The organism is Humiphilus diazotrophicus (genome assembly GCF_059726315.1).
The window spans coordinates 5781985-5794590 of record NZ_AP040870.1; the positions used below are offsets into that span (position 1 = coordinate 5781985).

The window sequence follows — 12606 nt, forward strand, 5'->3', positions numbered from 1 at the left end:
CCCTCTTAGGAGCGAAGCAGAATTGTCTAGCAGAGGTATGAATAGATCGAGAAAACTATGATTGGGCAGTGTATTACGAGATGCACCGTCTTCGGTATCGTCGAAGCTTATTTGCTGGAATACCTGATTCAGGCGCTTTACCCAACTTGGCTCACACTTAATGCGGTTACGAAGAGACGTAACAGTCTCTCCGAGCAGCATCCGGTATTCCTCTCTTGAAAGGTGCCATTTATCTAGACGGGCGTCTATGGCTGCATCGACATGAAAGGGAGGGTGCGCCTTCCATCGGTGAAGTCTGTAGTCTGCAATCTGTAAATCTCCTTGCCAGGAATCACGTAAAGATGAACTACCCTCAGCTCGGTTAATTCTTTCTGCTAGTGTAAGTGCTCTACACCAGTCATGCATGATCATGATACTGCTCCTTTCTGTGCAGCTCTATGGTCGATGCCGAATCCTGATTCAGGAGCTGAACGACCTATTACATATCTCATACCGTTTTATCCATGATGAATTTGCCTATGATTCCGTTAGGGAGGATAAGGAGTAAAGCTCCGATAACGCTGGCGGTAGCGTTACTCCTTAGGGAAAAAGGGCTTTGTAGTAGGGTGTTTCTAACGGAAACAGAGGTTGAACAGCCTTCAGGAAGCGAAACACGCGAACTATCGTTGTCGGTGCAGGGAAACGTTCATCTTGTTAGCAAATTGGGCAAGAACGTCCCATCAACGCACTGAGGGTTTGGCAAACAGATCCATGTGTAAATGTGCATGTAGTATATGAATTGACCGTGCCCCCCGCGATTCCAGAGAGGTCTTCGTCGCTCAATTCAATGGGGCCAGCGGGGTTGTCAGGAATTGATGCGCGCTCAACATCTGAAAGAGATGCGGCGTATTGCTCATTCTTCCAGCACTTCACAATTTCTTTGGGTTCCATCTACGTATTCTCCTTTTTTGGTGATTAGTTTCAGAGCACCTGCCCCCCTAGAATTTGACTCATGAGAGTGACACGTTTCAAACGCCCAGAGGGCAGGCAAGGTCAAGGTGTGAGAAGTTTATTGACTCCCTTTGCCTCTCAATCGAGGAGATTAGTGTTCGTCTACGCTCGTTGATCGTAGTGGGCATCGAGTCGATGTGAAGACAATGTGCACGAGAGTGTGGCATATGGTAAACAGGACGATTCAGAGAGTGAATTAGGTCCGTACGTAAGCTGCAGTGCAACGGCTTCGTTTAGGTGCTAACGAAGGTGTTGCTGGAAATACTTAGCGATCGGCAGCATTTGAAGTAATCTGGGGTATCTCCAATTTGGATTCCTTGCGAAAAAGGAGCTCGATATGATGTTGCAGCCTTCTTGTGGTATTCCGCAGCCCGTCAATATTCATCGTTCTTGTAGATTGTTGTGAAGGTGTTGAGAGCAAAGTTAGCATAAGATTGCGAAGTAGGTCGTCTGTGAGTGTCTCTGCAGAGAGCCAGTGGTTTGAAGGAAAGCGAGCAGCGTGAATGTCATCGACCCAATTTGCGCCATGGGATATAGAAATTGACGGAATACCCAAAGAAGTCAATTCGAGTAATGTGTTAGTGGTAGCCTTGGTGAGGGCAAGATCTGCTGCCACCATCCAACGCTCTATTTCTGGATCTGAATTAAGGAAGGTAATGTTGGACTCCCTTGAATACCTGGACCTCAATTCTGTGCTATCCTCTCCAGCCACCCAAGTCATCCGCTTGGAAGGATGGGGTAGTTTGTTAAACGCCGAAATTATAACTTCTGCCGTGGGGGTGCTATGTTCATAAGTTGTCCCCGACAGACATAGGATCAGTGTGATGCCGGAGTCGATTTGAAGCTCTGCGCGTGCCTTCTCTCGATCTGCAGCTGAATATCTCAATGGCCGCACTAGGTATCCAGCATAATAGATTCGACCTTCCAAGAAGGGGGGTGGCGTAAACAATCCTGGGTCCCCAAGGAATATAACTTCCTCCGTTCCATGTAATGCATCCATCCAGATGGTGGAGGGATCGGAGAACCATGCCGTGAGGTAGATCGTAGGGCACTTGAATACTCGGGCGGCTAAAATTGCAGCTGGTTCCTCATGTGCCAAAATGAGGTTCGGCCGAAAATGACCTATGATGCGAACTGCTCGCACGACAGTCTCAAGGAACGGATTGTCGTCTGGCAAATCCAAGTTGATCACGTTATGACCTCGCTCCGCAATGGTGTGTGCCCCCGTTCCGTAGGAGACAAACTGTACGTATATTCCGGGCATGGCCTTGTTCAGCTCATTATTGATGGCTAGATCCGGAAGCGCGTGTCCCCGACCTCTTCCTCGGGAAAAGAAAAGGATTCGATGGCTGACTTCAGATATCCGCCTGCCAGGTTGTTGCTTAGTTAATGGGTCTGCCATATTCCTATCCTGAGATCCATAAAGGCTAGAACGCAGTAAGAATTAGCGTAGCTGATCGTAGAGGTGGCGAGTCATAGTCCAATGCTGTGAGCGTAAGCAAAACCATAGTTGGTTGGAGCTCAGACACGCAGCTGCGAGGAGAACTCTGCGCGGAACTGCCTTCCAGGTTGTACCGAGAACTAGCACAGAGGGGTTGTGAATATTTGTGCTAAATCGGACCTGCAGTCCGACACTTTAGCTACTAAGCAGGCATTCGAGTTTACGTGAGTGAAAGTAGCTGCTCACACCTTTAGATAAGCTGCCGCCGTTGGGTGCGGGTTGAGGCGATCACTTGGGCATCCACAATAGATTACAACTGTAGTATCACCCAACGGCTCGCCAGTCAAATGGAAAATAGGAGGGCAAGATGTTTCCTGTTTGAGACACGAGAGCCTTACCTTCTCCGCTTGTGCATGACAGCCTATTGGGGAAGCCTTTTTATCGGGACCATTCCTTGACAAAGATGAGGCGTCTTGAAGCCAAAAGGGAGTTGGGAGATATTGCGTTGACCCCGCCGATCCGCAGCCCCGATTCTGTTGGCATAGTACCGCTCTCCGACTCGCCTGTTTTCGGGGGGAGCAGAACCAATAGCGTGAATGTAATCTGTGTAACCCCTCGGAACTGCTTTAGTGGAACAAGATTGCGGTTCTTGAAGAGCCGTTGGTAAAGGTTGCTGAATTGTATGAGGATCTTGGATTCTACTGGGCTGCCCGCCTAAAACCGTACACAACGGGATACGGTTTTCATATTCATATTCAGAGTCGGAGCGGATCTATGAGTCGGAGCAAGCATAGCGAAACGCAGATCATCACGGCATTGAAGCAGGCAGAAGCGGACCGGGTAGCCGAGGATGTGGGCCGCGAGTACGGGGTAGGCAAGCACACCATCTATGCCTGGAAGGAAAGGTTCAGTGGGATGGATGCGACCGAGGCACAGAGGCTGCGCGGGCTTTCGCGGATGAAAACAACCGGCTGAAGCACGTGACCGCAGATCCAGGTCTGGTTCGAGAGATGCTGATGGCACTGATCGCAAAAAACTGCATAAGCTCGTAAACCAAAGGATGGATGCTCGCTGGGTGAGAGAGCAGTTCTCGGTTAGCGAGTGCCGGGTTGCCGAGTCGAAACCGAATGGTGTCGTGGAGATTGCGGCGAAGGAGGATACACCGCAAGACATGTGTTTTGCGTGTTTCAATCTAGGGAAGAACTCTTTCTATGTTGACAGGATGCTGGTAGTTGCATCGGATGGAACTAGAAGTATGTCCGATCTCACCCCTCAAGTTGTCACCCCTGGAACCTGGGTGCTCATTGACTACAATCCGGCCGAACTTCTGGGGATGTTTGGAGAAAACACCCAGTACAAAGAGGCTTATTGTGTCCTGACGCTAAGAGGCGCGGTAGGCTTGGTTGATACTAATCCTGAATGGTTTTATGTCGGCTACGGGAATGGAAGGGCTGAATGGTACAAAGGCCGGCTTGCAGACCGGCAACCTGGAGCAATACCTCGGCAACATAAGATCATCCGAAATCCAACACGATAGATATTGACCTTGGTGTTTGACTCCTCTCGAGAGGAGTCACCGAAGTCTGGATAAAAACATGGACCGGGAGAGTACATTTCCTCTTGGCGTACTCCCCGATCCGTTTCCTGAAATGAACCCGATATAAACTGGCAATTCGCGATAAGTCGCTAGTTTGCGTGATTCAGCCAATGATTGCATGGGAGGAGGCACACTAAGTGAACGCTGGGTACATCGGAAGCGACCGCCCATACCTTGACGGCGAGCACGAGATGGAGTTGCGTTGCGTCGGTCTCTTTCCCTATCTGAGTCTAAAGGGAAAGGGAATTTGTTTCCACTTCTCGGACCCGCACGGCCGGCTTGTGGTGTACTTCTCCCGAGGAAAAACCACGCTTCAAGTTGGGTCAATCGTCCGTGCAAGATTCGTGATAAAAACGCACCGCGAATTTGACGGCCAGCCACAGAACATAGCAAAGAGATTTCGCATCATTGAAGGGAACGTTTGAGAAAACGAATCGCAAAAATACATTTTGCTGACACGCAGTTAATAAAATCAGGAACCTGCAAAGCTGCGGGATGCGAATAACAAGCACGCGACGCTTACCCTCGTAATTTCTTTATATTCAGCGTCATTTGTCTCTTTCCGGGCTTTTGTTTCCGTTTTCTGAAAGGACTCCATTCTCGACCAAGGGGTGTGGTGAACATCACGTTGAAGAATCCAATTTCGCTTAACTCGTTGGCTCTCCATGCGACTGATCAGTTAGGCATCCCTAATCCCTCAGACGGGCTCTTCCAGGGGAACCAAATGCAGCATTCGTTATCGACGCGTCATTGGACTCGACTGCTGTGACCTGAATCGAGGATGAAGGCTGAAAGGCTTAGGTATCGAAGTGATTTATTTTGAGTGGTCGACGCGATTTGTTCAGTTGTTTCCGGTGGTGGACGAGCAATGCCGCCAATCGACTGTCAACGAGTTGATCAGGCTAACTTTGCTGCGTATCACGAGCCTTCAAGCTGAGCAGGCCATGCACAACATGACAGTCCTGACATCACGCACATACGATCATACAATTGCAGCCTTTCAGTAGCCTTACGGAGATCCACGTTACAATGGCGCCCAGTTAAGGAACAGCGATTCCGATTCGTGAAATTTGCATGAGCGACATTCCGGCTCGGAGGTTGGTAATGAATGAACGCAGTGAGATGGTAAGGGTGCTACTGCCCAACGGAATTGAGATGTGGGCAGAGGCCCAAGCGGTAGGGTCGAAAGAAGTTGAAGTCTCCGCCTTGGGTGACTTGCGAACTGCGCTGTCGCTCGATTCCTTGCGAGGGGCGATTGAAGGCATGGGGACTCTGGCTCTGGATGCGCTGGCGAAGGTGAAACCCGACGAGATTGCGGTGGAGTTTGGGCTGGAGTTAGGCGTTGAACATGGTCAAATCACGGCCTTATGGGTGAAAGGCTCTGGGAAAGCAAGTCTAAAGATCACCCTCTGCTGGAAAGGAGAAAAGGCGAATAACGCCTGAAACTCCGGATGGAAGAAGAGGATTTAAAAAGGATCACAGTCCGGGTGTTAGCTGGTTCGGATCAGGGAACTGGCTTTTTTGTTGCGAAGGACAAAGTTCTAACTTGCGCCCATGTAATTGCGAATTTGCCGACTGGAACTCGCCCCATCATAGAGTGGAACGGCGAACGATACGATGCTGAGGTCATCCGTCAGGAGCGAACCGACGAACAGAATGGAGCCGGAATAGTTCAGGACGCTGCGCTATTGCGTATCGATTTTGTCGAGCATTCCTATGCCGAGGTCGATAGCCAGTGCAAAAGCAACGACCCGCTACTGGCATTTGGTTATCCAAGGGAGAAGCCACAGGGAGATCCAGCACTGGGCCATTGCGAAGGGATCGATGGCCGCAGCCTGATCAAATTTCGCGATACGCTTATCGACTACGGCATGAGCGGTGCTCCCCTTTTGAATCAGAGGACTAACAAAGTTTGTGGAATGGTCAGAGTAAGCCGGGACCCACACTCTCCTTCCGGCGGCTATGCAATTCACGGTGCGAAATTGCAGCGAATCCTGATGCCGGAGCCCGAGGGGCAGAATATTTTCCAAGGACTGCCGGATAGCTGGGCGAGGCAAGTGGAAGGCTTTCTGGTTCAATATCTTGGAACGAGGGAAAGCGCGGTACCGTTCGGCGGCCGTGGAGAACAACTGGAAGCTCTCGATGTCTGGTTGGAAAACGAGTCGAGCCCACAATACGGCTTAATTGCCGTTCGTGCTGGCCTTGGGAAATCGGCATTGCTTGCCCACTGGGTGGACCGCTTGCGGAGTAAATCGTGTGATTACGATTTGATCTATTTCCCAATCAGCGCTCGCTACCAAACAAACTCCAAGACAGCGTTGTACCAGTCGCTGGCTTTTCGGTTGGCAAATCTGTTTCGGGAACAGGGACCGCACAGCGAGGATATAGGCCAGCTAATCGAAGTTACCAACAAATATCTTCATCGAGCCAGCGAGGAATGGAGACATCTTCTGCTGGTCATCGATGGACTGGATGAAGCAGCCGGTTGGGAAGTGGGCACAGAGTTCCTCCCACCACAGAGGAAGGGAAATGTTCGTGCGCTGGTAGCAGCACGTCCAATGGGCTCGCTGGATTGGCTGGACCGACTGGGATGGAAGCCGCGTGGAGTAGCAGCAGCTTTTCAGATGGGGGAATTGGATAAGGATGGAGTGACGGAATGTTTGCGGCAGATGGGAAATCCGCTGGCACCGCTGGCAGAACAATTCGATGTTACAGAGACGTTGTATGAGAAATGCGGGGGAGATCCACTGGTTGTAAGCCTATATGTGCAGCAACTGCAGACGTATCTCGACAGTTCGATCGATGTCGACGAACGTGCACTGAAAGAAATCGAGCCGGGCCTGGGTGGTTTTTTTAAGTTATGGCTGCGAGATCAGGCAAATCTCTGGGGAGAGGAGAAAACTGAGCGAGAGCCTCATGTGCGAACGCTGATGGCTTTGTGCGCAGTGGCGTCTGGTCCACTACACCAGCAGGATATTCAAAAGATCGCGCCAGGGGTATTGGCTGAGCGTAGCGCAGTCGCGCGCGCAGGGGAGGATCTCCGCCGTCTGCTGGTCGGAGACGGAAGAGGTACAGGATATGTGTTCAGTCATCCGAGGCTTGCCGACTACGTGCGTGAAGACTTGCTCGATGAGGACGAGCGTCAGAGGTACGAAAACCTATTGTTGGAGTATTGCAGACGGTCGGTACGGCAGTTGCAGGACTGCCCGGAAGCGAAAGTATCCGAATATGCGGTGCGGTGGTATTCGACCCATCTGGAAAAAGCCAACGCCTCTTGTACAGAGTTTTTGTTGCTGTTAAATCGGCGTTGGTGCGAAGAGTGGGAACGAGTCGACGGAACGCCGGCTGGATTCCTGAATGATCTGGAGAAAGTTTGGTTACAAGCCAATGCTCCTGAATTACTAGGAGTACGTATTCGTGTCGTACTAATGCGATCAAGCATTCTGACCACGGGCCGGAACATAGGGGGGAAGCTATTCGCGCAATGTATTGAAGCAGGCTTGATTAGTCCCACGCTTGCAGAAGTAATAGCCGCGCAACAATCTGACATAAGAAGAAAAGTCGCGTATCTTCTTCTGATTGCGGGGGCTGTGAATCGGCACAGATCACGGTTGTTGCAGGAAACGCTGCAGGTGGTCCGGCAGATCGGGGATGAGAAATCCCGAGCCCAGGTGTTGAGTGCGGTGGCGGAGCGTCTGGGAACGGAGGATCGCGAGTTGTTGCAGGAAGCGCTGCAGGCGGCCCGGCAGATCGGGGATGAGAAATCCCGAGCCGAGGTGTTGAGTGCGGTGGCGGAGCGTCTGGGAGCGGAGGATCGCCAGAGTGTGTTGCAGGAAGCGCTGCAGGCGGTCCGGCAGATCGGGAATGAGAAATTCCGAGCCGAGGCGTTGAGTGCGGTGGCGGAGCGTCTGGGAGCGGAGGATCGCGAGTTGTTGCAGGAAGCGCTGCAGGCGGCCTGGCAGATCGAGAATGAGTATGCCCGAGCCTACGCGTTGAGTGTGGTGGCGAAGCGTCTGGGAGCGGAGGATCGCCAGAGTGCATTGCAGGAAGCGCTGCAGGCGGCCCGGCAGATCGGGGATGAGAAATCCCGAGCCTACGCGTTGAGTGTGGTGGCGAAGCGTCTGGGAGCGGAGGATCGCCAGAGTGCATTGCAGGAAGCGCTGCAGGCGGCCCGGCAGATCGGGGATGAGAAATCCCGAGCCGAGGTGTTGAGTGCGGTGGCGGGGCGTCTGGGAGCGGAGGATCGCCAGAGTGTATTGCAGGAAGCGCTGCAGGCGGCCCGGCAGATCGGGAATGAGAAATTCCGAGCCGAGGCGTTGAGTGCGGTGGCGGAGCGTCTGGGAGCGGAGGATCGCGAGTTGTTGCAGGAAGCGCTGCAGGCGGCACGGCAGATCGAGAATGAGTATGCCCGAGCCTACGCGTTGAGTGCGGTGGCGAAGCGTCTGGAAGCGGAGGATCGCCAGAGTGCATTGCAGGAAGCGCTGCTGGCGGCCCGGCAGATTGGGAATGAGAAATACCGAGCCCAGGTGTTGAGTGCGGTGGCGGAGCGTCTGGGAGCGGAGGATTGCGAGTTGTTGCAGGAAGCGTTGCAGGAGGCCCGGCAGATCGGGGACGAGAACTCCCGAGCCGAGGCGTTGAGTGCAGTGGCGAAGCGTCTGGGAGCGGAGGATCGGGAGTTGTTGCAGGAAGCGCTGCAGGCGGCACGGCAGATCGGGGATGAGGATTTCCGAGCCCAGGTGTTGAGTGCGGTGGCGGAGCGTCTGGGAGCGGAGGATCGCCAGAGTGCATTGCAGGAAGCGCTGCAGGCGGTCCGGCAGATCGGGGATGAGGATTCCCGGGCCGAGGCGTTGAGTGCGGTGGCGGAGCGTCTGGGAACAGAGGATCGCCAGAGTGCGCTGCAGGAAGCGCTGCAGGCGGTCCGGCAGATCGGGAATGAGAAATCCCGAGCCGAGGCGTTGAGTGCGGTGGCGGAGCGTCTGAGAACGGAGGATCGGGAGTTGTTGCAGGAAGCGCTACAGGCGGTCCGGCAGATCGGGGATGAGAAATCCCGAGCCGAGGTGTTGAGTGCAGTGGCGGAGCGTCTGGGAGCGGAGGATCGCCAGAGTGCATTGCAGGAAGCGCTGCAGGCGGTCCGGCAGATCGGGAATGAGAAATCCCGAGCCGAGGTGTTGAGTGCGGTGGCGGAGCGTCTGGGAGCGGAGGATCGGGAGTTGTTGCAGGAAGCGCTGCAGGCGGCCCGGCAGATCGGGAATGAGAAATCCCGAGCCGAGGTGTTGAGTGCGGTTGCGGAGCGTTTGAGAGCGGAGGATCGCCAGAGTGCGTTGCAGGAAGCGCTGCAGGCGGCCCGGCAGATCGGGGACGAGAATTTCCGAGCCGAGGCGTTGAGTGCAGTGGCGAAGCGTCTGGGAGCGGAGGATCGGGAGTTGTTGCAGGAAGCGCTGCAGGCGGCCCGGCAGATCGGGGACGAGAATTTCCGAGCCGAGGCGTTGAGTGCAGTGGCGGAGCGTCTGGGAGCGGAGGATCGGGAGTTGTTGCAGGAAGCGCTGCAGGCGGCTCGGCAGATCGGGAATGAGAATTTCCGAGCCAAGGCGTTGAGTGCGGTGGCGGAGCGTCTGAGAACGGAGGATCGGGAGTTGTTGCAGGAAGCGCTGCAGGCGGCTCGGCAGATCGGGAATGAGAATTTCCGAGCCAAGGCGTTGAGTGCGATGGCGGAGCGTCTGGGAGCGGAGGATCGCCAGAGTGCGTTGCAGGAAGCGCTGCAGGCGGCCCGGCAGATCGGGAATGAGTATTCCCGGGTCGAGGCGTTGAGTGCGGTTGCGGAGCGTCTGGGAACGGAGGATCGCCAGAGTGCGTTGCAGGAAGCGCTACAGGCGGCCCGGCAGATCGGGGATGACTATTTCCGAGCCCACGCGTTGAGTGCGGTGGCAAAAAGATGTAGTGAACACACAAAGGTTAGTCTAGCTAAGGACTTACTCGCAGTCGTCAATCAAGATGCAGCTTTGGAAGGTATCTCAGCCCTTTCGGCGCAGTGGCTTGCTTTTTGTCAACTCAGGAAGTCCTCTGCCAATGTCGAGCTGGATCTCTGGCTTCGGCTTCTCAGCCGTTGCAACCGCGGCCACGTGACAAAAGCACTAGCCGTGTTAGTGCCTGCAATTGAAGCCACTGGTGGCCAAAATGCTCTCAAGGAAATGGCCACAGCAATAGTAGAAGTTGGTAAATCCTGGCGATAATCCTGGTCGCGATCCTCTGAAAAGAGGGCTTCTGCGCTTCGATGCGATCAAAGAGAGCATGCAAACTTGTAGGTAGGGTAGATGATACTGCGGCGACTCAGTCACCTGAAAAAGGTGGGTTCCGATGCTAAAAAAGCAGGAGCCAATTTCGCCATTTCTTATGCAAACTGATACACAAATGATTCAGTAAGCTACACAATACAGGAGGGATATGTTTCAAAATGTTACTTCGGATAATAGAAGTTTATCCCGAGTAACCGTGCTGTAGTGCTGGAAATCGGGTTTTTGCCGTTCTCCTTGGGATCACCACACCAAACGTCAAAAATCGTACGCTAAGCAATGGAAGATATTTCTCTGAACCAGACTGCGAATCGTTCCACGCCCGTTGCCCTTGTGACCGGCTCGACCTCCGACATCGGTGCTGCGATTGCCCGCCGGTTGTCCAGCGAGGGTTATTCCGTGGTCCTGCACTCGCGTGATTCAACTGATAAGGGGCGTGCGCTAGCCGCTGAACTTGGAAACGCTATCTACTTCCAAGCTGATTTGGCGGAGGATCCCGATAGAATCAGGCTCGTAAGGGAGGCGGTGTCTCGTTGGGGCCGCCTCGATGTCCTAGTCAACAACGCCGGAATCAGCAGCGTTATTCCCCCATGCCGATCTTATGGCGGCTTTGCCCGCCGTCTGGCAAGAGATGTACGAAATTAACGTCGTGGCCCCGTTTCGCCTTGTGGCAGAGGCAGAAATAGCTCTTAGAGATGCGGCTGGGCGCGGTCGACCGGCGTGTGTTGTCAATATCAGCTCACACGCTGGCGTGCGGCCTAAGGGCGAATCCATCCCTTACGCCGCGTCCCAAGCAGCGCTCAAACCACTCTCACAAACGGTCGTTTGTGACTGGGCTGAATTCCCCTGCGAGAGGCCACTGATCCGTACCGATGAGTGATATGGCGATTTGCACTAGAGATTTGGCGTTGGTCTAGGAGCCTTCCAGGTGGGAAGGCCGTCGTCTATCAAGATTTGCATACGAGAGACGACACAGTTACCAGTCTTCATCTTCCACATCGTGAACGGAGACGATATCCCGTGATTCTGTCTGTTGCGATGTGAATCCGAGCTTGTTGTATGCGCGGAGAATTCGAACCGTTTCGGCCCCATTCAGCAAGCAGAACGGCTTGAGCTGCGCAGGACGCATCGCGTACGCGCGCATGAGTTCTCGCACAGCTGAAGTGATCTGATCGCAATGCTGAACAATGACGAGGTCTGCAGGCTCCGAAAAGAGGCGGCCTCCTTGGTCGCCGTTGTCTCCCATATCTTTGATTCGTAGGGGACGCGGTACAGACTTGCCCTTGAATGCGAAAGCAGCGACCACTCGCACACCTTCGATGGACAGATTCGACGTGACCAGATCAGATCGTTCTCCGCCCCAGTCCCGCGGAACGAAAGGTTCCCCCAAAATCTCTGCAAACGCATTTTTCACGTCTTCTTCGCGGGTCGACTTCAGCAATTTCAATTCGGCCGGGGTCGGCATCGTCTCCTTGGAGCCGAGTGCGAATTCATTGATCTGATTTGTAAAGATCTCCATGTTCCAAAGCAGTCGGTTGAATCGATCAATGACAGGAATCCCTCTCCGTGGCTCTTCATGTAGTCGACCGACGATATAGGCTTGCGCTTGAATATCCGCGTCAGTAACTTCGGTAATGCGGCCAACAGCAAAAAGATGTTTTTTGCCAGCCATCTCTCCAGGGGCAGAACCGGTCGTGTAGTTGTCAGGATGGGCTTGGAACGTAAGCTTCACGCCTCCGTGAAGGCCATCAAGCTTTGTCCACAGAACGGGCTTCTTCGACATGTAACCCTCAGCAGCAAATTGGATCGCAGCGTCTTCGATCTCACGCCCGAAGAAGGAACCATCGTGAGTGAAAAACGCTCCAGGGGCGACACGCCCCTCCGCGATCAATTGTCCGAGCGAGGGAAACTTCCTTTCATTGAGCCAGGCGATGGTGGCAGTCTCATAAGCATTGATCACCGCGGTTCTAGAAAGCCCCGCATTACTTGGTCCTGAGATGTCGAAGAAATGAGGGGCCGCGAGAAGACTCTCTGAGGATAAAACTTCGCTAAGTCGCTTCTGGCTCAGGAAGTAAGCAGTGATGTTCAGCAATCCATTGTCTCCCGTCATGGTTCGATTGATTCGATGCTAATCGAAAATGCCTCGACGATTCGAGTTCGGACAAAGCGATTTATGAAAACTGATTATTCCGCAAGACCGGTCGGCATGGCGGACCAGCGCGGACGCCTATCTAGAAGAAGTAGATTTAATCAACCATTGGTGCTGAGGCTGCTAGCTAGGGTGGGTG

The 12606-nt window shown here is 53.6% G+C and carries 10 protein-coding genes; 7 read left to right on the forward strand and 3 right to left on the reverse strand.

The window, feature by feature from the left end; translation table 11 throughout:
- The first annotated feature begins 57 nt into the window (after window positions 1-57).
- Window positions 58-219: a hypothetical protein gene (locus AC6I7T_RS23675; RefSeq protein WP_497794658.1), complete on the forward strand. Its 162-nt coding sequence runs from the start codon at window positions 58-60 to the stop codon at window positions 217-219.
- 474 nt (window positions 220-693) lie between these two features.
- On the opposite strand, the gene AC6I7T_RS23680 is transcribed toward AC6I7T_RS23675, so the two are convergent.
- Both AC6I7T_RS23680 and AC6I7T_RS23685 read right to left on the reverse strand, forming a co-directional pair.
- Window positions 694-930 (reverse strand): mersacidin/lichenicidin family type 2 lantibiotic, encoded by a 237-nt coding sequence (locus tag AC6I7T_RS23680; protein ID WP_497790227.1) that lies wholly within the window; start codon window positions 928-930, stop codon window positions 694-696.
- A gap of 325 nt (window positions 931-1255) precedes the next feature.
- The gene (locus tag AC6I7T_RS23685; RefSeq protein WP_497790228.1) at window positions 1256-2392 is read right to left on the reverse strand and encodes a glycosyltransferase family protein; all 1137 of its coding nucleotides are present in this window, start codon (window positions 2390-2392) and stop codon (window positions 1256-1258) included.
- An 813-nt stretch (window positions 2393-3205) separates the two neighbouring features.
- On the opposite strand from AC6I7T_RS23685, the gene AC6I7T_RS23690 reads away from it, so the two are divergent.
- The 6 genes from AC6I7T_RS23690 to AC6I7T_RS23715 all read left to right on the forward strand — a co-directional run bounded on the left by AC6I7T_RS23690 (window position 3206) and on the right by AC6I7T_RS23715 (window position 11198).
- Window positions 3206-3406 (forward strand): transposase, encoded by a 201-nt coding sequence (locus AC6I7T_RS23690; protein WP_497790229.1) that lies wholly within the window; start codon window positions 3206-3208, stop codon window positions 3404-3406.
- Window positions 3407-3506: 100 nt separating this feature from the next.
- Window positions 3507-3968: a hypothetical protein gene (locus AC6I7T_RS23695; protein WP_497790230.1), complete on the forward strand. Its 462-nt coding sequence runs from the start codon at window positions 3507-3509 to the stop codon at window positions 3966-3968.
- Between the two features lie 1164 nt (window positions 3969-5132).
- Window positions 5133-5471: a CU044_2847 family protein gene (locus tag AC6I7T_RS23700; RefSeq protein ID WP_497790231.1), complete on the forward strand. Its 339-nt coding sequence runs from the start codon at window positions 5133-5135 to the stop codon at window positions 5469-5471.
- 8 nt (window positions 5472-5479) lie between these two features.
- A complete protein-coding gene (locus AC6I7T_RS23705; protein ID WP_497790232.1) occupies window positions 5480-10258 on the forward strand; it encodes a trypsin-like peptidase domain-containing protein in 4779 nt (1592 codons plus the stop codon).
- Between the two features lie 339 nt (window positions 10259-10597).
- On the forward strand, window positions 10598-10963 hold the full coding sequence (locus tag AC6I7T_RS23710) for an SDR family NAD(P)-dependent oxidoreductase (protein WP_497790233.1): 366 nt from the start codon (window positions 10598-10600) through the stop codon (window positions 10961-10963).
- Entirely contained in the window at window positions 10950-11198 is a 249-nt protein-coding gene (locus AC6I7T_RS23715; RefSeq protein ID WP_497790234.1) for an SDR family NAD(P)-dependent oxidoreductase, read from the forward strand. The genes AC6I7T_RS23710 and AC6I7T_RS23715 overlap by 14 nt, the downstream gene beginning before the upstream one ends.
- 96 nt (window positions 11199-11294) lie before the next feature.
- Here the strand turns inward: AC6I7T_RS23715 and AC6I7T_RS23720 are convergent, their stop codons facing one another.
- Complete coding sequence (locus tag AC6I7T_RS23720; RefSeq protein ID WP_497790235.1) at window positions 11295-12410, reverse strand: hypothetical protein; 1116 nt, start codon at window positions 12408-12410, stop codon at window positions 11295-11297.
- Window positions 12411-12606: the final 196 nt, after the last annotated feature.

Excerpts from the sequence above, each read along its gene's own strand:
- AC6I7T_RS23675 (WP_497794658.1), top strand. The coding sequence starts at position 58 with ATGATTGGGCAGTGTATTACGAGATGCACCGTCTTCGGTATCGTCGAA.
- AC6I7T_RS23680 (WP_497790227.1), bottom strand. The coding sequence starts at position 930 with ATGGAACCCAAAGAAATTGTGAAGTGCTGGAAGAATGAGCAATACGCC.
- AC6I7T_RS23685 (WP_497790228.1), bottom strand. The coding sequence starts at position 2,392 with ATGGCAGACCCATTAACTAAGCAACAACCTGGCAGGCGGATATCTGAA.
- AC6I7T_RS23690 (WP_497790229.1), top strand. The coding sequence starts at position 3,206 with ATGAGTCGGAGCAAGCATAGCGAAACGCAGATCATCACGGCATTGAAG.
- AC6I7T_RS23700 (WP_497790231.1), top strand. The coding sequence starts at position 5,133 with ATGAATGAACGCAGTGAGATGGTAAGGGTGCTACTGCCCAACGGAATT.
- AC6I7T_RS23705 (WP_497790232.1), top strand. The coding sequence starts at position 5,480 with ATGGAAGAAGAGGATTTAAAAAGGATCACAGTCCGGGTGTTAGCTGGT.
- AC6I7T_RS23710 (WP_497790233.1), top strand. The coding sequence starts at position 10,598 with ATGGAAGATATTTCTCTGAACCAGACTGCGAATCGTTCCACGCCCGTT.
- AC6I7T_RS23715 (WP_497790234.1), top strand. The coding sequence starts at position 10,950 with ATGTACGAAATTAACGTCGTGGCCCCGTTTCGCCTTGTGGCAGAGGCA.